This is a genomic window from Nonomuraea sp. NPDC049637, from assembly GCF_040675235.1.
Classification (GTDB): Bacteria; Actinomycetota; Actinomycetes; order Streptosporangiales; family Streptosporangiaceae; genus Nonomuraea.
The window spans coordinates 36,712-58,844 of sequence record NZ_JBFAOM010000054.1 but is presented as its reverse complement, the minus strand read 5'-3'; the positions used below and the strand labels follow the sequence as shown (position 1 = coordinate 58,844).

Here is a 22,133-nt window from a genome sequence, read left to right as displayed (position 1 = left end):
GGGATCGCCGACGGCTCGATGCGGCCGTCCTCCGACGTGCGGGCGCTGGCGGTGCTGACCGTGCTCAACAGCGTGGCCACGCTGACCATGCCGCCGTCCCTGGCGCGCGCGCTGGGCCACGAGCAGTTCGGCCCCGACGTGCTGCGCCGCCTCGCGCTGCCCACGCTGGAGCTCTACACCCACGGGCTGTTCACCGACGACGCCGCCCTCAAGGCCGCCCGGGCCGCCCTCGACGACTCACCACAGGAAGAGGACTGACACGATGACCATCCCCCTCCCCGGCCTCACGCCGCTGGAGAACACGCTCTGGCTCACCCTGGCCGGCAAGGCGCTCGACTACCGGGCCGAGCACCCGATCCTGCGCGACCGGACGGCCTACGACCTGGCCGCGAGACTCGCCCTGGACGCCGCCCGGTTCCAGCTCTCGGCCAGCCCCGTCGTGGGCATCGCCCACCGCTCCCTGGTCATGGACGACATCGTGCGGCGGTTCGTCGCCCGCCGTCCCGACGCGGTCGGGCTCGACCTCGGCGCCGGGCAGCACGCACTCGAGCGCGTGCTCGCGAGGCCGCGACGGCCGTGTGGCGCGCCTGACCGCGCCCGCCGGGGTCACAGTCCCGACGGCCGCCATCGGCCGGCTCACCGCTCTGGAGGAACTCGACATCTCCTATCTGTCCGTCTCCGTAGAGTCGGAGTCGGGGTCGGAGTGGAACCTGCCGGAGGTGACGCGGTTCGTCCTGCCGGACGCCTTCGGCGACCTGGTCGCGCTGCGCAAGCTGGTCGCCGACGGGACCGACGTCGTGTTCCCCGACTCCGCGCACGGGCTGGCCGCCGTCGAGGAGGTGTCCATGACCGGCGGGAGTCATTACTTCCTGCGGACCTTCCCCGAGGCCGTCACCACCTTCCCGAACCTGCGCCGGCTCGACCTGAGCGGCAACTACTTCGACACCGTCCCCGACAGCCTGCTGCGGTTGACCCGCCTCGAAGAGCTCGACCTCGGCGACAGCCTCGGTCTGCTGCGCGACCCGCTGCCCGACCTCGGCCGCCTGCCCGCGCTGCGGGTCCTCGGCTTCGGCGGAGAAAGCCGCCGCACTGGCACGCCCCTGCCGTCGCATGATTTCCTGCGGGAGCTGTTCGCCATGGAGCTGCCCGGACTGGAGGAGCTCCGGATCAGCCGGTGGCAGCGGAACACCAAGCGCCTGAAGCTCAAGCCCGAGCACTTCACCGGGATCGGGACGTTTCGTCGGCTGCGGATCGTCGACCTGAGGTTCAATCAGCTCAACGACCTGCCGGCGGATTTCGACACGCTCCCCGATCTGGCGGTGGCCAACTTGTACGGCAACCTGTTCCCAGGGGCGGTCCGCGACCGGATCACCGCCGCACACCCGACCGCCCAGATCGACTTCGAGTAGGCGTTCGAGGCCGGCGTGGCCGGCATGACAGCGGAACCGGTCGCCGGGGATCACAGCCACTCACCCGTCGCCGCGATCTGTTCGGTGGCCAAGTAGACGTCTCCGCCCGGCCGTCTGGTCGCGGCCACGGGCACAAGCTGTGGACCGTCGCCGCGCCGCCCGCACGCCCCCACGCTGCCGGCGCCGGAACAGTGAGTACACCGTCTGCCATGGACCGTACTCCTCGGGCAGGTCACGCCAGGGCACACCGGTCCGCACGCGATGCCGGACCCCGTCGATCAGCCTGCGCTGGAGCGACGCCGGTCGGCCCGTTGCCGCCACCGGCAACAACGGCTCCAGCACCGCCCACTGCGCATCACTCAAGTCCCCACGCGCCACACCGAGATCATCCCGGTGCAGTGCGATCAACGCGACAGGGTTCTCAAACCCGCCCTAGGAACGCCAGCCGGGCAAGCGGTCGGTCTCGCAGCCGGCGTCCTCGATGGCCGCCACGATGAAGCTCTCCTCGACCGGGCCCTCGGTGAGCACGCTCACCCGGCCGGCCGCCAGGTTCACGTCCACGCCCACCACCCCCGGGATCAGGGCCAGCTCCCGCTTCACCGCCTCCACGCAGGTGGCGCAGCTCCCGGTGTTCAGGTCGGGGATGCCGTAGGTGACGAGGCTGTGGACAAGGGTGATCATTTAGTCCTCCGGAAGTGCCGTACAGGGGTTGGGTATGGGGTCCGTTTCACCACGCCGTACCCTTTTCTGAGCTTGCCGCACGGCGAGCGGCGACGACAGCGAAAACGACTTCCCCTTCCCGCCATGGCGGGAAGCGGACAGGAGAGGCACGTGAGCGACGAGGCCACCGCCAGGCGGGTGTACACGCGCATGCGCCGGCATCGGGAGTCGTTCGGCGCGGCCGCCGCCGGCCTCGGGCTGCGCGGCGCCGAGGTCGACCGGGCACGCGACCGGCTGACCCGGCTCGGCCTGCTCAACCCCGGCGCCGAGATCGCCGTCGACGCGATGGCGGCGCTCAGCCGCATGCTGCTCGGCGGCGAGGAGCTGCTCGGGATGCTCGCCGAGCAGCGGGCGGCCTCCAGGGAGCTCACCGAGCACTACCTGCGCCTGGACGGCGACCCCCAGGACGCCCGCGTCGAGTTCTTCCCCCGCTCCAACGTGGAGGCCCTGCGCGTGAAGCTGCGGGCGGCGACGGAACGGGCCCGCGAGGAGATCATGGGCATGCACATGCCGCACGCCTGGGAGCCCGAACGGCTGCGGGACTCCCGCGCCGAGGACGTCGGCGCCGTGGCCCGCGGCGTGCGGGTGCGCATCATGCACGCCCAGAGCCAGCTGGCCCAGCCGGCGGTGCGCGAGCACGTCCAGGGCATGCTGGAGGGCGGGGTCGAGGTGCGCACCATGCCGTTCGTCCCGGTACGGCTGATCATGCTGGACCGCGAGCTGGCCGTGGTCGAGGTGATGCCCGGCGACCTCATGGCGGGCGCGATGCTCATCGAGGGCCGCGGGCTGGTCGCCTCCTACGCCGCCCTGTTCGACTACTGCTGGATGACCGCCTCGGAACCGGGCGACGTCCCCAGGGCGGCCGACGGCGAAGAGCTCAACGAGCAGCAGCGCGCGGTGCTGCGCCTGCTGGCCACCGGTGCCAAGGACGACGCCATCGCCCGCGCCCTGGGCGTCTCGAACCGCACGGTGACCAGGGTCGTGGCCGAGCTGACCGCCCAGCTCGGCGCCGACAGCCGCTTCCAGGCAGGCGTCCGCGCCGCCAAGCTCGGCTGGATCTGAGCCGGGGAGACACCCGCCCGACCCGGAGGTGACGGGCTCGGCACGCCGGTGACATTGGTCAATGTGATCACGCTGATCCCATTGATCACTTGGCCACCGGCGTGCCGGGACCCGGCCTGTACACTGCCGCTGTTCCTGGTTTTCGTGGCGTCCGGCCGGGGCGGCCGTGCGGCACCGTTCTCCTGGGGGGCGCGCCTGCGCCGCCTGCGTGTACACCCGATTCACGGATGGCATGGGGCAGGTGGGATGACGACGGTCGGAGAACCGGATCGGATCGTGCCCGAACAGGAGCGCCCGTGGCCGCGCGGCGCGGCGCGGCACTACCGTCGCGACCCGCTGGGGTTCGTGGAGCGGGCGGCGGACGCGCGCGGGCCGGTGTTCCGCCTGCCCGACGACGGGTCGCTGTGCGTGGCCGACCCCGCGCAGGCCCTGCGGATCCTGCACGACGAGGCGGGCGACTACGACGAGGTGTCCGGGTTCTTCCACGTCGGCGGCGGGCTGCTCGGGCCGCGGGCGACGCAGGTGGCGATCGGCCGGGCGGCCCGCACGACGTTGCGCGCCCACGTGGCCGCCCGTCGCGAACGGCTGCCCGCGGTCGTGGCGGAGCTCGGCGAGGTCAGCGAGTGGCCGTCGGCCGGGCGGGCCGCCGTGCACCGGTTCCTGGCCGACGCCCTGCTGCGGCCGGACAGCCCGCCCGCTCTGCGGGAGCTGATGGCGCACGTCGTGCGGCGCGAGGTGCTGATCCGTCCCGCCGGCCGGCTCGCGCGCTTGTCGCGGCGCGCCCTGTGGGCCCGCGTCGTGCGGACGGTCGCCGCCGAGGCGCGCGCCCGGCGGAGCGAGCAGGCGGGCGCGGCGCGGCCCGGCGACCTGCTGGACGCCGTCCTGGGCGCCACCCCGCCCGAGACGCCCGCCGAGCACGTGGCGCAGGTGTACCTGCTGCTCTTCCGCACCTCGATCGCGCCGGTGGGCCACGCGGTGGCCTGGGCGCTGCTGTCGGCGGCGGCCCACGGCGTCGACCTGGCCGCCGTGCCGCCCGAGTCGGCCGTACGCGAGTCGCTGCGGCTGTGGCCGGTGGCCTGGCTGCTCGGCCGCCCGGTGCGCAGGGCCCACCAGGTCGGCGGCGTGCCGCTGGAGCCGGGCGACAGCGTGTCCGTCTGCCCCTACCTGCTCCACCGCGACGAGCGGCACTGGCCGCGGGCCTCCACGTTCCGGCCCGGCCGCTGGGACGGCCCCGAGCCCCGCGGCCCCTACCTGCCCTTCGGCGGCGGCCCGTTCACCTGCGCGGGAGCGGGCGTCGCCCAGGCGCTGGCCACCGACCTGCTGGCCGCCCTGACCGACCACGCCCGCCTGGAGGTGCGCGGCGGCACCGGGCGGCCGCACGTCGAGGGCATCATCACGCCCCCGCCCTTCCGGTTGCGCCGCACGGCACGCCAGACCTGACCACCAGCGGTTCGTCGAGGAAGGAGGTGATCCCCCATGAGGAAGCTGCTGCGCCGCGTCACCGGCCGCCGGGTCAACCGGCAGGCCTGGTACATCTGGTAACCGAGTCCGAGCGGCCGCGCCGGGCCGAGGGCCCGGCGCGGTCACCCGGCCCGCCGGCCGTTCAGGAGGCACGCATGTCGCATGTCGAGGAGACCCTGGCGGCCTACGAAGGCGTCGCCGCCCGCTACGACGAGCTGAACGCGCAGATGGACACCGAGGCGCTGGTGGACCGCTTCACCGAGGCGGTGGAACGGCACGGCGACGGGGGGCGGCGGCTGCTGGACGCCGGTTGCGGCACCGGCCGCAGCAGCACGGCGTTCAAGAAGCGGGGGTTCGAGGTGACCGGCTACGACCTGTCCCCGGCGATGGCGGCGACCGCGCGGCGGCGACCGGGCGCCGACGGCATCCCGTTCCTGGTCGGATCACTCCTGAGCCCTCCGCCCGAACTGTCCGGCTTCGACGTGGTCGCCTGCGTGGACGTGCCCCTGACGTACCTGACGAGCGCCGGCCAGTTGCGGCAGGCGCTGGCCGCGGCGCGTGACCGGCTCACCCCGGGCGGGCTGGTGGTCTTCGACCTCAACACCATCGGCTACTACCGGCGCACGTTCGGGGTCCCGGTGGTCGCCGACCGCGGTGACCGGTACGTGGCCTGGTTCGCGCACTCGCCGCGGATCGAGGCCGACGAGATGGTGATCACCCAGTTCGACCTGTTCGAACGGGCCGGCGCGGGCTGGGAGCGGCTGTCGATGCGGCACGTGCAGCGCCACCACTCCGACCGTACGGTGCGCCGGGCCGCCGAGCTGGCCGGGCTGCGCGTGGTGGCCGCCCACGGGCTGGTGGGCACCACGGTGCGCGACCCGGCCGACGAGGAGGCCCACGACCGGATCCTGTACGTCGCCCGTCCCGCCTGAGGTTCGCTATATTCAGAATATGATGAATCTGCCGTCCGTCCTCTCCCTGCGGGGTTGCGACCTGCGTTACGCCGACAGCGGGGGCGACGGCGTGCCGGTGGTGTTCTCGCACGGCGCCGGGGCCGACCACGTGATGTTCGACGCCCAGGCCCGCCACCTGCGGGCCCGGGGGTGCCGCGTCGTCACCTGGGACCTGCGCGGCCACGGTCGCTCACGCCCGGCCGGCGCGCGCTTCACCGCCGAGCAGGCGATCGCCGACCTGCGCGCGCTGGTCGAGCACCTGGCGCTGGACCGGCCGGTGCTCGTGGGGCAGTCCCTCGGCGGCAACCTCAGCCAGGCCGTCGTGCGGCGGCACCCCGGCCTCGCCCGCGCGCTGGTCGTCATCGGCGCCACGCCGAACACGGCGCCGTTGTCCCGGCGGGACCGCCTGCTGCTCAGGGCGGCGGCGCCGATGCTGACGATGATCCCCGCCGGCAGGCTGCCGCGGCTGATGGCCGACGCCTCCGCGACCACCCGGGCCGCCCGGGACGACGCCCGGCGGGCCTTCGGCCAGGTGCCGAAGAAGGAGTTCGTGCAGGTGTGGCGGGCCACCGTCGACTTCCTCTCCCCCGACCCGGGCTACCGCACGCCGGTGCCGCTGTGCCTGATCCGCGGCGAGCGGGACACCACCGGCAACATCGCCTCGGCCATGCCCGCCTGGGCCCGCGCCGAAGGCGTCGAGGAGATCGTCGTCCCCGGGGCGGGCCACATCGCCAACCAGGACGACCCGCGGGCGGTCAACGAGGCGATCGAGGCGTTCCTGTGCACGCTCCCGGCGCCGGGGCGGGCGCGGCGATGAGCGCGCGGCACACGTTCGTCACCTCGGTGGGCGACCTGCTGGCCTCGTGGAACCTGCCGCACGCGACCGGGCGCGTCTACGGGCTGCTGCTCCTCACCGAGCAGCCGATCTCGCTCGACACCATCGCCGCCGAGCTGGAGCTGAGCAAGGGGGCGGTGAGCACCGCCGTACGGCAGCTCGACTCCTGGGGGCTGGCCAAGGTGATCCCGCAGCCCGGCAGCCGGCGGCTCCTGGTGGAGGCCACCGGGGGGATCGAGTCGCTGCTGGAGGCGAGCCAGGCGCGGGCCAGGACCCTGATCGCCGCGCTGCGCGAGGGCGAGGCGCTGGTGCACCCCGGACCCGCGCAGGAGCGGCTGCGGGACGTGATCGGGTTGTTCGCCGGTTATGTCGACGTCGGCGGCCAGATGCTGGCCAGGCACCGGGAGCGACGCCCCGGATCCGACACCGCGCGGCCCTCCTCCGCCGGGTAGGGTCCGCCCCACGACGTCGATCAAGGAGGCTCGGCAGCAGGACGACGCCCTGTCCGAGCGAGAAGATCGAACGTGCCCTGAGCGCGATGCGCTGACGGGCCGGGGCCGAGGTCGCTGGTGACGACCCGGCCGCCGGTGTCATACCGTCACATCATGGACGAGCACCGCCAGAGCATCCCCGACGTTCTCCGCCCCGTACGGGACGCCGCCGCGGCCCTGGACGATGACCTCACCGACCTGGGCGACGCGCTGCGGGCGTTGCGGCGGGTCGAGGTGGAGGTGGAACTGGCGACCGATCTGCTGATGCGGCAGTCCAACGCGAAGGCGAACCAGGCCCGGCAAGAAACCCCCTGACCGCGCCCGGCAGCGGCCACTAAACTGTCCCCTTCATTCTTGATCAAGAAGATGGAGGATGACGTGTCTCGTCTTCGCGCGTCAGCGCTGACCGTGGTCGCGGGAGCCGTTCTGCTTCCCTCTCCCGCTCAGGCCGCGTCGGTGAAGGGGGTGAAGCTCGTCAACGGCGCGTCCGGCCAGTGTCTCACCGTGGCCGCGACCGAAGTGAAGAAGAACGGCGCCCCGGTCATCCAGTGGCCCTGCGACGGTTCCAGGCGCCAGCGCTGGTACGTCGTCAAGGACTCCGAGGGCGGCGTGAATTTCCGGAACGCGGTATCCGGACAGTGCTTGGCCATCGCCCACGGGACCAGCAGGGAGGGCAAGCGGGCCATTCAGTGGCCGTGTTACCGGGGCAAGGCGCCGGAGCAGGTCTGGCGAACGAAGGCGGCGCGGATCAAGAATCTGGCCTCCGGCCGATGCCTGGCGATCGGAGAGGGCAGCAAGGTCAAGGGGACCATCGCCATCCAGTGGCGCTGCTACGGGGGCAACGCCCCTGAGCAGGTCTGGCACGTCCGCAAGCACTGACCCGGCCGCGAGAACGGGGGCCGCGGCGACGCCCGCGCCGGCCGGCACGACGTGAGCTCCCGAGGTCGCGGACTCCGAGACCAGGCTCGCGCTCCCCGTCGAGGGAGGCGAGCCTGGCACACGCAGGAATGAGACGGGCCCCTGCCGTCCTCGCGCAGGTCGCCCGCACCCGGCTGGGCCTGCTCGACCCCGAGGCCAAGGCTCCGGTGGACGCCCCGGACCGGGCGTCAGGCTCTGACAGCGCGCCCGGGCAGGGCGGTCGGCACCAGATGCTCGTCACGGACGACGAACTGACCGCCGACAAGAACGTGGACGAACCCGGAGGAATGCCTGACCGTCTCGGTGTAGGTGGCACGGTCGCTGACGGTCTCGGGGGCGAAAACGGTCAGGTCGGCGTCGCAGCCCGCCTGAACACGACCCTTGCGCCGCATCGCCGGAACACCTGAGCCCACCACGTCGGCGGGGACGAGCGTGCACCGGCGCACGGCCTCGGGCAGTGACAGGACCCCGTTCTCCCGGACGAGCCTGCGCAGCGTCCGGCCGTAGGTGCCGGCCGTACGAGGGTGGGTGACGGCGTCCGGCCCAAGCGGCCAGGACAGCGGGTCGGGCGTCCCCGAGCGCCACAGGAGGGGGACGGCATCGGTGGCGACAGCGGCGTCGGTGAAGGTGAGGGCCCGCTGGATGTAGTCGAACTGAGCGGGGTCATCCTCGTCGAGCAGGTGGACGAAGGCCGCCGAGCCGGGTTCGCTCTCGCGGATTCGACGCAGGGTGTCGGCGTCGGGGACACGGCCCTCGGCACCGAGCAGGCCGATGGAGTGCGGGGTCAGCCCGCGCCGGTGAAGGAGCTCCGGGGCGAGGAAGGCCGCGCCGACGCCGGTCATGCCCGCGCCGTAGGGGTAGGCCTCGGTGGTGACGCGCGAGCCTTCGGCGCGGACCTTCTCCACCAGGCCGAGCACGCGGTCGACATGGCGGATGGAGGTGCTGTTGACGTGGCAGTAGTGCATGTGCGCGCCGGTCTCGGCGGCGGCGCGGACGACCTCCTCGGCGCCGTCGACGGGAGTGGTGGGATCCATCTCGACGAGTTCGCGGGCGTGGGTGTAGGTGGGCAGCCCGACGCGGGCGGCCAGGGCGGCCACGGCGAGGTACTCGGAGGGATCGACGCGGGGCGCGTAGCCGATGAGGATGCCGATGCCGAGCGCGCCATCGCCGAGGTCGCGCTCCAGCATGCCGACGATGCGGTCGATGACATTCCGCGGAGCGGCGCGCTGCCATTCCTCGCGGCCGATGTTGGCGAGGAAGTCGTCCAGGTCGCCGCTGGTGTCGAGGCCGAGGAGGACGGACATCCGGGCCACGGCCCAGGAGGTGGCGAAGCCGTAGTTGAGGGGCCTGCCCTCGATCTCGGCCCTGCGGTAGGCCGCGGCGACCGGGTAGGCGCCGGCCTCGAGTTCCAGGACGGTGGTGACGCCGTCGAGCGCCTGCAGGCGGTGGCCGGCGACGTCCATGCTGTGGCTGTGCAGGTCGATGAAGCCCGGACTGACGACCAGGCCGGTCGCGTCGACGGTGGTGACGCCGTCGAGCGGCTGGTCGGAGACGGCCTGGATGATCCCGCCGCTGACGCCGACGTCGCGTACGGCGTCCAGGCCGGTCTCGGGGTCGATGACCCGGCCGCGGGTGAGGACCAGATCGTACGTCGTCACGCGAGCTCCTTCGTTCCGATGCTGAACTGCTCAGGGCGCTGGGGCACGATCAACGCGATCAGCGCGCCGAGGACGGTGGTGGCGATGAGCAGGCCGAAAGCAGCGGTGTAGGAGAACCGGTCGACCAGGAAGCCCATGAGGACGGGGGCGAGCACGCCGGCGATCTGGCCGCCGACGTTGACGACGCCCATGCCGGATCCGATGAAGGCGGGCGGCAGGGCGCGCACGGGCATGCCGAGGATGCCCATGGTGGAAAGGCCCGCCACGCCCATGGCGAGCGTCTGGTAGACGGTGAACCCGACAGCGGAGTCAGCCATCAGCATGAGCACCAGGAGCACGGCGGTGACCAGGAGCAGGGGAATGACGTAGAGCCGGGCCCTGTCGTGGAAGAAGCGGTCGAACAGCCAGCCGCCGAGGAAGGCGGTCGCGCACGCGACCAGGCCGGGGATGGCGGACATGACACCGGTGTTGATGAGGGAGATGCCGCGCTCCTCCAGCAGGTAGCTGGGCACCCAAGTGATCAGGCCGTAGCCGAGCATGTTGGTGGTGCAGAAGAGGGCGGCGAACTTCCAGACCGACGGCGAGCGCATGACGGTGCCGAGGCTGGTCCCCTCGTCCTGAACGACGTCGGAGCCGTTGAGGTGGGCGGGCAGCGCCTTGGGCAGCAGCTTCCACAGCAGAACGCCGATGGCGACGCCGGCGGCGGCGGTGACCCAGAAGGTGTGGCGCCAGCCGAGGGCGAGGATGAGCGGCGCGACGAGGAGCGGGGCGACTCCGGCGCCGAGCTGGTTGGAGGCGAGCATGGCGCCGGCGGCGGTGGCGCGGATGGCGGGGGTGGTGCGTTCCGCGATGGCCTTGAAGGACGCGCCGGGAAAGAGCCCCTGGCCGACGCCGAAGAGAGCGCGGATGACGAGGAGGGAGGCCAGGCCCCAGGCGATCCCGGTGAGCGCGGTGAAGACCGACCAGAGCAGCATGGAGACCATGAGCTGGCGGCGGGCGCCGAACTTGTCGGCGAGGATGCCACCCGGCACCTGGCACAGCAGATAGACCAGGGAGAAGGCGGTGATCAGCCAGCCTTGCTCGGTCTTGGTGAGGGCGAACTCCTCGCCGATGAACGGCAACGCGACGGCCATCATCACCCGATCGACATAGTCGATCACCCAGACGCCCATGAGCAGGCCGACAGTGACGGTAGCCGTTTTACGTACGTGCGCGGGCGCCAAGGTGTGGGTGCCTTCGGCGAGTCCCATTCACAGGCCTCCAGGAGCTAGATCAATGTTCCAGCAACCCTCCACCACCTCACCCGGGAGTGCTTCGTGCAGAATCATGAAGTCGGAGCGGTCGGCGGTGCAATTGCACCAAGATCTGTCCGCCGGTGGTGAACGCCTCGGCGGGGCTCCATCCGGGTCCAGGCGATGAGCCCCCGGAACGTCCCAGGAGCTCAGTGCCGGCTCCCGCGCCAGCCTGCCCCTCATGGTCCGCCTGCCGCGCTGCGGCACCCGTCCCTTGTAGCGCCCAGCTCCAGTCCGGACGCCCGGCCGGCGGCCCCTCGCCCCTCCGCCAGGCGCCGGGACCCCGCGAGATCGACGCGCCCAAGCCGAATGCCAGCGTTTGCCTTTATAGCGCGCGTGCAACTATTGTCGAAGCCTGCAAGAAGCAGTGGCAATAGTAAGAAGGGTCGCGCGATGCCTCTCGCACTCCTCGCCCTGGCCATCGGGGCCTTCGGGATCGGCACCACCGAGTTCGTGATCATGGGCCTGCTGCCCGAGATCGCCGGCGACTACGGCGTCTCCATCCCCACCGCCGGCCTGCTGGTCACCGGCTACGCGAGCGGCGTGGTCGTCGGCGCGCCGCTGATGACGGTGCTCGGCACCAGGATCAGCCGCAAGACGATGCTGCTCGTGCTGATGGGCCTGTTCGTGATCGGGAACCTGGTGTCCGCGCTGGCCCCCGGGTTCGGCGTCATGCTCGGCGGCCGGATCGTGGCCTCGATGGCCCACGGCGCGTTCTTCGGCATCGGCTCGGTGGCCGCCGCCGACCTGGTCGCCCCGCACAAGAAGGCCGGCGCCATCGCCACCATGTTCACCGGCCTGACCGTCGCGAACATCGTCGGCGTGCCGCTGGGCACCTTCATCGGGCAGGCGGTGGGCTGGCGCACCACCTTCGCGCTCGTCGCCGTGCTGGGCCTGGTCGGCCTGCTCGGCATCGCCGTGCTCGTGCCCGCCGTCCCCCGGCCCGAAGGCACCCGCCTGCGCCCGGAGCTGACGGCGTTCCGCAACCCGCAGGTGCTGCTCGCGATGGCGATGACCGTGCTCGGCTTCGGCGGCGTCTTCGCCGCGATCACCTACGTCGCGCCGATGATGACGCAGGTCGCCGGCTACTCCGCCGACGCGGTCACCTGGCTGCTCGTGCTGTTCGGCGTCGGCATGTTCCTCGGCAACCTGCTCGGCGGCCGGTTCGCCGACCGGGCCCTGATGCCCCTGCTCTACACGACCCTCGGCGGCCTCGCGGTCGTGCTGGCGCTGTTCACCCTGACCGCGCACGACAAGGTCGCCGCCGCCGTGAGCATCTTCCTGGTGGGGGCGCTGGGCTTCGCCACCGTGCCGCCGCTGCAGAAGCGCGTCCTCGACCAGGCGCACGGCGCGCCGACGCTGGCCTCCGCGGTCAACATCGGCGCGTTCAACCTCGGCAACGCGCTCGCGGCCTGGCTGGGCGGCCTCGTCATCGCCGCGGGCCTGGGCTACACCGCTCCGAACTGGGTCGGCGCCCTGCTCGCCGCCGCGGCCCTCGCCCTGGCGTTCTGGTCCGCCGTCCTGGAGCGCCGGGGGCCCGCGCGGGAACCGGCCAGCGCCGCCGTCCCGGTTTCCGCTCTCGTCCACGACTGACGTCCTGGCCGCACGTCCGTCGCCTCACCGTAGGAGAATCATCATGAACGCCACCACCGTCACCCCGCTGACCACCACCGACGCCGAGGCCCTGATCTCGGCCGCCCGCGCCGCCGCCGAGACGGCCGGGGTCGCGGTCAGCGTCACCGTCCTCGACGCGGGCGGTCATCTGCTGGCCTTCCGCCGCGACGACCGCGCCGTGCTGATCTCCGGCGAGACCAGCACCCGCAAGGCCTACACCGCCCTCCAGCTGAACGCCCCGACCGCCGACCTGGTCGACCTCGTCAAGCCCGACGGGCCGTTCCACTCCCTGCCGACCGCGCTCGACCGGCCGCTGCTGTTCATCGGCGGCGGCCTGCCGATCCACCGCGACGGCCGCCTGATCGGCGCGATCGGCCTCGGCGGCGGCGCCCCCGAGCAGGACCACGGCTTCGCCACCACCGCATTGGAAGAACTCGCGGGTTAGGTCATCGCGCGGTCGGCACGTTCCTCGCCGCGGCGGCCATCTCCATCAGGACGTCGTCCACCGGTGTCGCCGCGACGCCGAGCATCTCGACCGTCGAGGACGCGTCGAGCAGGTGGGGCCGGTCGTACAGGTACAACATCTCGGGCAACTCGGCCATGATCGAGTCGGTGCGCCCGATCTCCTCCAGCTCGCGCCGGGACATGCGCCCCAGCCGCGGCTCGGGCGCCCGGGCTGCTTCGGCCAGCCGCCGGGCGAGCGCGCGCACCGGAAGCTCGCTGGTGGAGGGCACGTGCCAGGCCCGTCCCCAGGACGCCTCGTTCCCCGCGGCGGCGATGAGCGTGCGGGCCGTGTCGCCGGTGTAGGACCAGCTGTGCGGCGCGTCCAGATCACCGGGATAGGAGACGGGCGCGCCGGCCACTCGGCCGGCCAGCGGTCGTAGGGCGGCATCGCGCAGTTGAACAGGACGACGGCCCCCTCGGCCAGCTCCCCCAGCCGGGCGGCGTCGCCGGCGTCGGCGGGCACACGCTCGATCCGGGGATGGAGCGGGCCACTGCCGCTCCGGGTGACCAGGCGGACCTGCTGCCCGTCTTCGGCCAGCAGCCGGGCGGTGGCCGATCCGGTGGCTCCGGCGCCGACGACGACATGAAAGGACACGATCTTCTCCAAACACAGGGGGACAGTGACACCGGTTGCCCACCCTGTACCGCCGGCGATCGCTACGATAGTGGCCCGAATGCCAAGTATCTGGAGGTTCGGGCCATGCATCGGGTGGCCGTCATCGCCGTCCCGCCGGCCACGACGTTCGACCTGTCCATTCCGGAGCTGGTGCTCGGCGAGATGACCGTGGACGGCCGGCCCGGCTACGACGTCCGGATCTGCACCGCCGAACCAGGTCCCGTCGTCACCGGCGGCAGCCTCCACGTCACCGTCCCGCACGGGCTGGAGATCGTCGAGGACGCCGACACCGTCATCGTCACCGGAACGGGCGCCCGCGACGACGTCGACCCCCGGGTCCTGCGGGCGCTGCGCCGGGCGGCGGAGGCCGGCAGGCGCGTCGCCTCGATCTGCACCGGGGCCTTCGTCCTGGCGCGGGCTGGGTTGCTGGAGGGCCGCAGCGCCACCACGTACTGGGCCAGGTCGGAGGAGTTCCGCCGCCGCTTCCCGTCCGTCGACCTGCGTCCTGACGTGCTCTACGTCGAGGACGGCAACATCTGGACCTCCGCCGGCCTGTCCGCCGGCATCGACCTGTGCCTGCACATGGTGCGCGGCGACTACGGCGCCGCCGCGGCCAACGCCGTGGCCCGGCTGGTCGTGGCCGCGCCGGTGCGTCCCGGCGGGCAGGCCCAGTTCATCGCCTCCCCGCTGCCGCCCGAGACCGGGCTCTCGCTCGCCGCCACCCGGGCATGGGCGCTGGAACGGCTGCACGAACCCCTCACCCGCGCCGACCTCGCCGCCCACGCCCGCACCAGCGTGCGCACGCTGACCCGCCGCTTCCACGCAGAGACCGGCCACAGCCCGCTGCAATGGCTCCTCCACCAGCGGGTGGAGCAGGCCAGGGAACTGCTGGAGAGCACGGACCTGCCCATGGGCCAGGTGGCCCAGCTCAGCGGCCTGGTCACCACGGACTCGCTGCGCCAGCACATCTCCCACCGCACCGGCCTGTCGCCCACCGCCTACCGCGCGGCCTTCACCCGCGGAACGGCGTCCGGCGTGTCGCACCAAGCCCCGCAAAACCGGTAGTCCACCTCCACCAGAGACCTGTGCGCGGCGCTCGGCCTCGACCGCAGCAGCGTGTCCAACGCCTTCACCGACAAGCGCGAGCTTCTTCGAGCGCACCCTGACCCGCTACGAGGCCGAGAACCGGCACGACGGCCATCAGCGGCCACCTCAGCCGTAGGACTGCGCCCAGTACTCGGCGGTCTGCCGACCCGAGACGGTGAAGGTCGCGCCGTACTTCTTGTGCCCGGCGTTGCTGACGCGCAGGTAGCGGGGAGTGCCGTCGCAGGGCCACTTGGCGCTCTTCATGATCCTCCAGGCCCCCCAGCGGTTCCGGTACTCGAACCCGGTGATCATGGTCTGGCCCTTGCCCCAGCAGCGCGCCTTGACCTGCATCACCCGATGTCCGTACTTGCGGTCCCAGGTCACGCTCCAGTTGCTGACCCGCTTCGACTGGTGCTTGAGGGTGACCCACTTGGCGGTCGCCTGGTTGAAGACCCCCTCGGCCACCATGGCCCTCTGGACCGTGCCCGGCGCGGCGGCGGCTGGAGCCTGCTGCGTGACGGAGGCCTGGGCGGGGGCCGAGGCCAAGGACAGCGCAGTCGCGCGGGTTGAGCAGGCTCGACTCGCCGGCGCGGCGCTCCGCCGGGGCGTGCTCGACGTTTCGCCTCTGACTCTCGCGTGATGTTGCGGCTGACGTCTGCGGCATGCGCTCACGGTCGCGTCTGGTTTGCCGCGTTTGTCAAATGGGCGTCAGCAGAGGTGTACTGCCATCCGGAAAGCTGATCATCCGATCACGCACGAGGGAGGACCGGTGGACTTCGCGATCTTGGGCACCATTCGCCTCAATGGTCCCGGCGGCCGGATCCGTCTCAGCCGCAAGCAGCGGGCCGTGATCGGGGTCCTGCTGCTCCACCCGAACGCGACCGTGTCCACCGAACGCCTGATCGGCGCCCTCTGGGACGACCCGCCCCGCTCGGCACTGTCCAACGTCCAGACCTACGTCCATCAGCTCCGCCGCTCCCTGGAGGGCAGCGGCCTGTGGCTGGGGACCGAGGGGTCAGGGTACGCCTGCGAGGTCCCGCCGGATCGTCTGGACCTGCTGGTGTTCGAGGAGGGCGTACGCCGGGCGCGCAGGGAACGGGCGAACGGCGACCTGGTGGCGGCCGAGCGGGAGTACGCGGCCGCGGTCGCGTTGTGGCGCGGAACCCCGGCCGAGGACGTACCGCTCAGCGGGGCCGTGGCGCCGCGGATCACCGAGCTGGAGGAGCAGCTCGCGGTGGCCAGATCGGAGTGGATCGACGTACGGCTCGCGCTCGGCCACGACGGCCTCGCCGCCGAACTGCGTACCCTCGTCGCCGCCCACCCGCTGCGTGAGCGGTTACGAGAGCAGCTCGTGGTCGCCCTGCACCGCAGCGGTCGGCGGGACGAGGCGCTCGACGCCTTCCGCGAGGCGCGTGAGCTGCTGGTGGCCGAGCTGGGCATCGAGCCGGGCCCGGAACTGCGCCGCCTGCACGCCGCGCTGCTGTCCGGCGACGCCGATCGCCGTTCGCCGCTGCTCCCCGGCGAGACGGATCATCACTCGCCGCCGGCCGCGGAGGCCGGGCGCCACTCGCCGCCACCGACGGGACAGGGCGGCCGTCCTTCGCCACCGCCGGCCGCAGCCGCCGACCGGCACGGCATGCCGCCTTCCCCGGACGTCGCAACGGGCGTCGCAACGGGGGTCGAAGCGGGCGTCGAAGCGGGCGTGCGGCCGATGGCGTTCCGGGGGCTGTGCCAGTTACCCGGCGACACCGCGGACTTCGTCGGGCGGGAGGGAGAGATCGCCGAGCTGCTGGAGCTGCTGCGGGCGGGCGTGGATCGGCTCGGTCCGCCCATCGTGGTCGTGTCCGGTCTGCCCGGCGTGGGCAAGACCACGCTCGCCGTACGACTGGCGCACCTGTTGCGGGCCGACTATCCCGACGGGCAGCTCTTCGTCCGGCTCGGACGGGACGCGCGCGGCCCCCGGGAGCCCGGCGAGCTGCTGGACGTGCTGCTGCGCTCGCTCGGCCTCGACGGCGCGCTCATCCCCGTCCCAGTCGAGGAACGTGCGGGACTGCTGCGTCAGCGGCTGGCCGACCGGGCGGTGCTCCTCGTGCTGGACGACGCCGTCGAGGAGGATCAGCTCCGCCACCTGCTGCCGGGCACCGCACGCGGCGCCGTCCTGGTGACCTCCCGCTCTCCGCTGCCCGCCCTGGAAGGCGCCGTACGGCTCACGCTCGACCTCCCCGACGAGAAGGACGCCCGGCTGCTGCTGGAACGCGTGGCGGGCCCGGACCGCATCGGTTCGGCGCCCGGCGCGGCCGAGCAGATCCTGCGTTCCTGCGGCCGGTTGCCGCTGGCCATCCGGGTCGCGGGAGCCCGCCTGGCCACCCGGCCGGTCTGGCCGGTCAGCGAATTCGCCACCCGGCTGGCCGGACGGGGCCTGGACGAGCTGGTCGTCGGCGGGCTGGACGTGCGCGCGACGTTCGAGCCGAGCTACGCGGCGCTGCCGGAGCCGGCCAGGCGCGCGTTCTGGCTGCTGGGCCTGGCCGGGCTGGACAGCGTGGCGGAGTGGTCGGTCGCGGCCCTCCTCAAAGGACCCGCCACGGAAACGGACGCGGCACCCGCCCGACCGCCCGGCTCGGACGGGGATCCGGACCAGCTCGCGCTGGAGGCGGATGCGGCGCTGGAGACGCTGGTCGCGCGTGGCATGCTCACCTCGACCGAGGTGGACGGGGCCGGACAGCCCCGCTACCGGCTGCACGACCTGCTGCGGGTGTACGCGCGGGAACGGGCACAGGCGGAGGAGACCCCCGAGGGGCGGCGTGCGGCGCTCACCTGGCACGTGCTGGAATGCCTGCGGCGTACCCGGGCCGCCACGCGCCGCCTGCCGATCCTGCTGGCCCCGCCGTACGAGCGCGAGCCGGAGGAGGGACCGGCGCCCGACGTGCGGGCGAGCGAGATGTGGCTGGCGGCCGAGCGGCGCACGCTGATGCTGGCCCTCAGCACCGCCGCCGAGCTGGGCCTGAACGACGTGGCGGCCGAGCTGGGGCACCACCTCACCAGCTATTTGATCATGGATCGGTTCCTGGCCGACGCCGAGCGGGTCCAGCGGATCGTGATCGGGCTGGGCGATGGGCGTGCCGCGCTGCGGGCCCGGCTGCTGCTGGCCACGGTGGAGATCGAATGGGGTCGGTTCCCGTCGGCCGAGAGCATGTGCGGCGTGCTGCTGGCGGAGTTCGGCCGCGTGGGTGACAGGCATGGAGCGGCGTACGCGCTGATCGTCAGGGCCGCCGCGCGGCACGGCATGGGCCGTTTGGACGAGGCGCTGGCCGACGCGTACGCCTGCCTCGACCTGATGGCGGCGCACGGCGACGCCGCCGGGCTGGCGTACGCGTGGACCTGGCCTGTCTGGATCCACGTCGAGCGCGGTGAGAACGGGCGGGCCGTGGAGATCGCCAGAGCGCGGCTGGAGGTGACCGACAAGGACGACTACGCCATCCGCGGCAACCTGCTGCGCGGCCTCGGCACCGCCCTCTACCAGCGGGGCGAGACGGCGGAAGCCGTCGTCCGCTACCGGGAGGGCCTGCTGACGGCGCAGGCGCTCGGCGATCGCGCCGAGACGAGCAAGGCGCTGCGCAGGCTGGGGGAGGCACTGGGTGCGCTGGGCCGCTTCGAGGAGGCGGCCCAGACACTGGCGGCGAGCCTGCGGCTGTTCGTGGAGAGCGGCGACACCCTGGGCGAGGCGCTGGCCGGGCACACGCTCGGCGTCGTGCACCTGCGCCAGGGCGAGCCCCGCCGGGCGGTGGCGGACCTGCGGGCCGCGCTGGAACGGCTCGGCGGCGACGGGCCTCCGGTGTGGCGAGCCCGCGTTCTCAGGGAGCTGGGCCGGGCCTACGAGCTGCTGGGGCGGCACGAGGAGGCGGCGGCGGCGTGGCGCGGCTCCCTCGTCCTGTTCGGCGACGCGGCCGAGGGACAGGAGGTGGCCGCGCTCCTGACGCCCTGACCACCGCCATTCGCCGGAGACGGGAGATGGCCGCGTTCCCGACGCCCTGACCGAGGCTATTCGCCCAGCCGCCACACGACCGGCACGCCCTGCGTTCCCGCCAGCCTGGCCTCCTTGCGCGCCAGCCCCGGTGTGGCGCCCTCGGCGACCAGCACGCCCTCAGGCGACAGGGCGGCCCACATCCCGGCGGGCGCGTCGGCCACCTCCAGCGCCCGGTTCACCTCCGGCCGGGCCGGCGCGGGCGTCCGGCGGGCCTGCCGGCGCCGCCAGTACAGCCACTGCACGACGATCAGCGGCCCGAGCACGGTCAGCAGCGGCAGCAGCCGGCCGTGGGACAGGACGAAGGCGATGGACAGCGCCAGCAGGACGGCCTCCAGTCCGGCGGCACACCACGCGGCCGCCTTCCCGTACGCCCGCAGCGCCACCACCGGCCAGATCGACAACATCAGGCAGTCGCCGAGCCCGATGAGGGCGGGATCGTCGCCATAGGAGGAGGCCAGCACGGGCGCGAACGGCAGCCCCTGCATCCGCTGGACGAAGTCGGCGGTGAGCGACGTCAGCCCGGTGGCCAGCGTGTCGTACAGGGTGAGGGCGGCGGCCAGGGCGGCCACCTGCGCGGGCGTGATCGCCGCCTGCACCCACATGTTCACGACGCCGACGACGAGCAGGATCAGCAGCGCGTCGTTGATCACAAGGAGTGCGGCCGGCCATGCCAGCGCGAAGGCGGTGACGTCGGCGGCGCACAGGAGCAGGGCGGCGATCATGCCCCACCGGCCGCCCAGCACGGGGGCGAGGGTGAGCTGGGTCAACGTCAGGACCACGAGCCCGAAGATCGACACGACGACGCCCGTGGGCAGGTGCAGGTACGCGAACGGCATCACGACCAGCGTCACCACCATGACCGCGATGTCCGCGCCCACCATCCGGCCGACCGGCGGTCTGGGCATGACGTATCGGCGCAGGTACGCGGCGGTGAGCGCGACGGCCAGAGCGACGAGGGCGTACAGGGCGAGCACGTACGGGGTCATCACAGTCCTCGCTCGAAGCTGATCTCCAGCAGGTCCGTGCGCAGCCGGCAGGGCGTGGGCAGGTCCTCGGCGCTCTCGACCAGGACGATGCCGGTCAGGGGCAGCCCGTGGGCGCGCTCCTCCAGCCGGCCGAGCAGGCCCTGCTCGGCCTTGCCCGCGACGACGTACAGGAGGGTGCCCTCCAGGGCGTACCGGGTGGGCAGCGGCAGCGCGTGCTCGGCCTGCAGCAGGTCCAGCACGTCACGCGTGGTCAGCCCGCCGGGCGACCTGCGGCCGAGCACCCGCGAGGTGGCGGGCAGGGCGGCGAGGGCGCACGTCGGGGGCTCGGCCAGAACCTGGACGAGGTCGCCGGTGACGTACCTGAGCAGGAGCGTGGTGTCGCGGAACGCGGAGTAGGGCGTCACGACGATCGTGCCGACCTCGCCGGGAGCGGCGGGGGCCAGGGTCTCGGGGTCGAGTATCTCGACCAGGCCCTGGTCGGCGGACAGGTGCAGATGACCGTCGGAGCACACGCGGCCGGACACCGGGGCGATCTCGGTCATGCCGTACCCGTCGCGGACCTCGGCCCCGAACGCGTGCTCCGCCCGCACGCGCAGCGCGTCGGTGAGGACCTCGCCGCCGGACCAGATGGTCGTCAGCGCGAAGTCGGCGGCCCGCCAGCCGCCCCGCTCAGCCTCCTGCACGAGCGCCGCGAGGTGGGAGGCCGGCACGTTGAGGTGAGACATCTGCGCGCGCTTGCCCGGGACGTGCAGCGGAGTGGCCAGCCGGTCGAGCGTGGCGGCCGGGTCGATGGTGCCCAGGTGGGCGAACACGGCCCCGGTACGGGTGACGGCCCGTTCAGTAAGGATCTGCGCTACGGACCGCGAGCTGCTCGCGTTGGCCCACACGTCGTCCGTGCGCACGTTCCCGGACATCATGAGCGAGAGCGCCGACAGGCACGACAGCAGCTCGATCTCGTAGGCGGAGAACCACACGAGCGTGGGCGTGCCCGTCGTGCCCGTCGTGTGCGCGAGCACGGATGGCCTGGCCCGGTCGGAGACGAACGCCGCCGGCCTGCCGCGCAGGTCGGCCTTGGAGGTGGGGGCGATCGAGGACAGGGTCTGCGGGGTGATCGAGGCCGGGTCCACGCCGTGCTCCGCGAACCACCGCCGGTAGTAGGGACTCTCGGCCGCCGCGTGGGCCACCGTGCGCCGCAGCCGCCGTCGGGCGAGGTCCTCCTGGAGCTCGGGGTCGTTGCCCGCGATCAGGTCGTCGGCGCCCTCGCCGGGCGAACCGAACGTCTCCAGCGTCTCGCGCATGTCGTCGACCAGCGTGTGGACGTCCCGCAGCCGGAACCTGCGCCCCGACATCATCGACCAGGCGTAGCCGAGCTGGCGTACCGCGGTGCCGAACACGCCGCTCTCCTCCCGTCGTGGTATCCCCCGGGAGCGGGCTCCCGGGGGATCACTCGCTGTTCGTCAGACCTGCAGCCCGAAGATGGCGCTGGACAGGGTGCTGACGGCGTACTTCGCGTAACGACGGGCGGTCTTGACCATGACGAACTCCCAGTTCTTCAGGGGGCGCACCGATCGCGCCCTCTGAGATCAAGAGTGGGAGCCGCTGCCAGAGAGCCCCTACACAGTCACTACAAGGTCATTACAAACCGCTGGTGGCGGGCCCCGTCCGCACTACAACGCCCGCGGCCCACAACCTGTCGGCCGGCAGCAGCGCCGGACGGTTGGCCGGCGCCACCCCCAGCCCCCGCCCAGCCGGCTCGCCCCCGGACGGCTCACTCGGCCACGCCCGCCCAGGCAGGCCGGCAGCGTGGACCTGCCCGACCCCGACGGGCCGCTGACCAGTACGACCGCTTCGGCCAGGTCCTCGTACGAGACGCAATCCTGGCTTCGCTGGTCGGCCGGGCTCGGGGCGGAACCGGTCACGACGGCTGAGGTGACGAGGTTGAGCGCGGCGGACTCCGTCACGCCAGCGCGGCGAGGACGGAGGCGGCGGCGACCGCTGCCGGATCGTCGCCGCCGAGCAGCCGTTCGAGGGCCGCAACCGCCTGATCGCGGCCGACGTCACCGGCGAGCAGCCCGACCGCGATCCGGTACCGCACCCCCCGGTCGCCCTCAACGGCGAGCCGCGCCAGCAGCGCCCCGGCCGAAGCGCCCAGCGCGGCCCGCACCCGGACCCGGAGATCGCCGTCCTGTAGCGCGTCGTCGAACACCCCGGTGAACATCTCCGGCGCCCCCAGCCGGGCGAGCGCTTCGAGCGCGACCATCCGGACGGGCGTTCGAGCCGACTCGGGCGGATCGTCATGATCCCGATCATCGAATTCGCCCGGATCCCGCACGAGAGATGCCACGGCCGCCGCGTCGCCGGAGTCCCCGTGCGCCGCGAACCACCGCAGCGCCTCGGCCCGCATACCGGGATCGGCCGCCGACAGACGCGCAAGCATCTCCGCCCTCACGCGTCCATGATCCCTCCAATGACGGGAACAATAAGTCCGACGAGGAACGCACAGC

General features: G+C 72.8%; 21 protein-coding genes and 1 pseudogene. 13 read left to right on the top strand and 9 right to left on the bottom strand.

The window, feature by feature from the left end:
- Both AB0J71_RS43130 and AB0J71_RS43125 read left to right on the top strand, forming a co-directional pair.
- Positions 1-258: pseudogene (locus tag AB0J71_RS43130) on the top strand (hypothetical protein); the annotation flags it as partial.
- Positions 259-578: 320 nt separating this feature from the next.
- Positions 579-1,409: a hypothetical protein gene (locus tag AB0J71_RS43125; protein ID WP_364419942.1), complete on the top strand. Its 831-nt coding sequence runs from the start codon at positions 579-581 to the stop codon at positions 1,407-1,409.
- Between the two features lie 60 nt (positions 1,410-1,469).
- On the opposite strand, the gene AB0J71_RS43120 is transcribed toward AB0J71_RS43125, so the two are convergent.
- Both AB0J71_RS43120 and AB0J71_RS43115 read right to left on the bottom strand, forming a co-directional pair.
- Complete coding sequence (locus AB0J71_RS43120) at positions 1,470-1,787, bottom strand: transposase (protein ID WP_364419945.1); 318 nt, start codon at positions 1,785-1,787, stop codon at positions 1,470-1,472.
- A gap of 54 nt (positions 1,788-1,841) precedes the next feature.
- Positions 1,842-2,090 carry a heavy metal-associated domain-containing protein gene (locus AB0J71_RS43115; protein WP_352360044.1) on the bottom strand — a complete coding sequence of 83 codons (249 nt, stop codon included), beginning with the start codon at positions 2,088-2,090 and terminating at the stop codon, positions 1,842-1,844.
- Between the two features lie 150 nt (positions 2,091-2,240).
- Here AB0J71_RS43115 and AB0J71_RS43110 point away from each other — a divergent pair, with 150 nt between their 5' ends.
- The 7 genes from AB0J71_RS43110 (at position 2,241) to AB0J71_RS43080 (ending at position 7,810) form a co-directional block, all read left to right on the top strand.
- Positions 2,241-3,191 carry a LuxR C-terminal-related transcriptional regulator gene (locus tag AB0J71_RS43110; RefSeq protein WP_352329820.1) on the top strand — a complete coding sequence of 317 codons (951 nt, stop codon included), beginning with the start codon at positions 2,241-2,243 and terminating at the stop codon, positions 3,189-3,191.
- 276 nt (positions 3,192-3,467) lie between these two features.
- The gene (locus AB0J71_RS43105) at positions 3,468-4,631 is read left to right on the top strand and encodes a cytochrome P450 (RefSeq protein ID WP_352329819.1); all 1,164 of its coding nucleotides are present in this window, start codon (positions 3,468-3,470) and stop codon (positions 4,629-4,631) included.
- Positions 4,632-4,807: 176 nt separating this feature from the next.
- Positions 4,808-5,584 (top strand): methyltransferase domain-containing protein, encoded by a 777-nt coding sequence (locus AB0J71_RS43100; protein WP_364419940.1) that lies wholly within the window; start codon positions 4,808-4,810, stop codon positions 5,582-5,584.
- Between the two features lie 19 nt (positions 5,585-5,603).
- A complete protein-coding gene (locus AB0J71_RS43095) occupies positions 5,604-6,422 on the top strand; it encodes an alpha/beta hydrolase (protein ID WP_364419938.1) in 819 nt (272 codons plus the stop codon).
- Complete coding sequence (locus AB0J71_RS43090; RefSeq protein WP_364419936.1) at positions 6,386-6,892, top strand: HTH domain-containing protein; 507 nt, start codon at positions 6,386-6,388, stop codon at positions 6,890-6,892. Before AB0J71_RS43095 ends, AB0J71_RS43090 begins: the two co-directional genes overlap by 37 nt.
- Positions 6,893-7,045: 153 nt before the next feature.
- Positions 7,046-7,246 carry a hypothetical protein gene (locus AB0J71_RS43085; protein WP_352331148.1) on the top strand — a complete coding sequence of 67 codons (201 nt, stop codon included), beginning with the start codon at positions 7,046-7,048 and terminating at the stop codon, positions 7,244-7,246.
- Between the two features lie 39 nt (positions 7,247-7,285).
- On the top strand, positions 7,286-7,810 hold the full coding sequence (locus tag AB0J71_RS43080; RefSeq protein WP_364419934.1) for an RICIN domain-containing protein: 525 nt from the start codon (positions 7,286-7,288) through the stop codon (positions 7,808-7,810).
- A 227-nt stretch (positions 7,811-8,037) separates the two neighbouring features.
- Here the strand turns inward: AB0J71_RS43080 and AB0J71_RS43075 are convergent, their stop codons facing one another.
- Both AB0J71_RS43075 and AB0J71_RS43070 read right to left on the bottom strand, forming a co-directional pair.
- Positions 8,038-9,507, bottom strand: a complete 1,470-nt coding sequence (locus AB0J71_RS43075; protein WP_364419932.1) for an amidohydrolase family protein — start codon at positions 9,505-9,507, stop codon at positions 8,038-8,040.
- Positions 9,504-10,757, bottom strand: coding sequence for an MFS transporter (locus AB0J71_RS43070; protein WP_364419930.1), 1,254 nt, complete (start codon positions 10,755-10,757; stop codon positions 9,504-9,506). The genes AB0J71_RS43075 and AB0J71_RS43070 overlap by 4 nt, the downstream gene beginning before the upstream one ends.
- Before the next feature lie 435 nt (positions 10,758-11,192).
- Between AB0J71_RS43070 and AB0J71_RS43065 the strand changes: the two genes are divergently transcribed.
- Both AB0J71_RS43065 and AB0J71_RS43060 read left to right on the top strand, forming a co-directional pair.
- Positions 11,193-12,392: an MFS transporter gene (locus AB0J71_RS43065; RefSeq protein WP_364419928.1), complete on the top strand. Its 1,200-nt coding sequence runs from the start codon at positions 11,193-11,195 to the stop codon at positions 12,390-12,392.
- 43 nt (positions 12,393-12,435) lie between these two features.
- The gene (locus AB0J71_RS43060) at positions 12,436-12,858 is read left to right on the top strand and encodes a heme-binding protein (RefSeq protein WP_364419926.1); all 423 of its coding nucleotides are present in this window, start codon (positions 12,436-12,438) and stop codon (positions 12,856-12,858) included.
- Position 12,859: 1 nt separating this feature from the next.
- Here AB0J71_RS43060 and AB0J71_RS43055 read toward each other — a convergent pair whose 3' ends face one another.
- Positions 12,860-13,276 carry a hypothetical protein gene (locus tag AB0J71_RS43055; RefSeq protein ID WP_364419924.1) on the bottom strand — a complete coding sequence of 139 codons (417 nt, stop codon included), beginning with the start codon at positions 13,274-13,276 and terminating at the stop codon, positions 12,860-12,862.
- A 341-nt stretch (positions 13,277-13,617) separates the two neighbouring features.
- Between AB0J71_RS43055 and AB0J71_RS43050 the strand changes: the two genes are divergently transcribed.
- On the top strand, positions 13,618-14,598 hold the full coding sequence (locus AB0J71_RS43050) for a helix-turn-helix domain-containing protein (protein WP_364392989.1): 981 nt from the start codon (positions 13,618-13,620) through the stop codon (positions 14,596-14,598).
- A 147-nt stretch (positions 14,599-14,745) separates the two neighbouring features.
- On the opposite strand, the gene AB0J71_RS43045 is transcribed toward AB0J71_RS43050, so the two are convergent.
- Entirely contained in the window at positions 14,746-15,165 is a 420-nt protein-coding gene (locus tag AB0J71_RS43045) for a hypothetical protein (RefSeq protein ID WP_364419922.1), read from the bottom strand.
- A gap of 223 nt (positions 15,166-15,388) precedes the next feature.
- Between AB0J71_RS43045 and AB0J71_RS43040 the strand changes: the two genes are divergently transcribed.
- Positions 15,389-18,601 (top strand): BTAD domain-containing putative transcriptional regulator, encoded by a 3,213-nt coding sequence (locus AB0J71_RS43040; RefSeq protein WP_364419920.1) that lies wholly within the window; start codon positions 15,389-15,391, stop codon positions 18,599-18,601.
- Positions 18,602-18,657: 56 nt separating this feature from the next.
- Here AB0J71_RS43040 and AB0J71_RS43035 read toward each other — a convergent pair whose 3' ends face one another.
- The 3 genes from AB0J71_RS43035 to AB0J71_RS43025 all read right to left on the bottom strand — a co-directional run bounded on the left by AB0J71_RS43035 (position 18,658) and on the right by AB0J71_RS43025 (position 22,078).
- Complete coding sequence (locus AB0J71_RS43035; RefSeq protein ID WP_364419918.1) at positions 18,658-19,629, bottom strand: hypothetical protein; 972 nt, start codon at positions 19,627-19,629, stop codon at positions 18,658-18,660.
- Positions 19,629-21,023: an AMP-binding protein gene (locus AB0J71_RS43030; RefSeq protein WP_364419916.1), complete on the bottom strand. Its 1,395-nt coding sequence runs from the start codon at positions 21,021-21,023 to the stop codon at positions 19,629-19,631. Before AB0J71_RS43030 ends, AB0J71_RS43035 begins: the two co-directional genes overlap by 1 nt.
- 563 nt (positions 21,024-21,586) lie before the next feature.
- The gene (locus AB0J71_RS43025; RefSeq protein WP_364419914.1) at positions 21,587-22,078 is read right to left on the bottom strand and encodes a hypothetical protein; all 492 of its coding nucleotides are present in this window, start codon (positions 22,076-22,078) and stop codon (positions 21,587-21,589) included.
- Positions 22,079-22,133 lie beyond the last annotated feature (55 nt).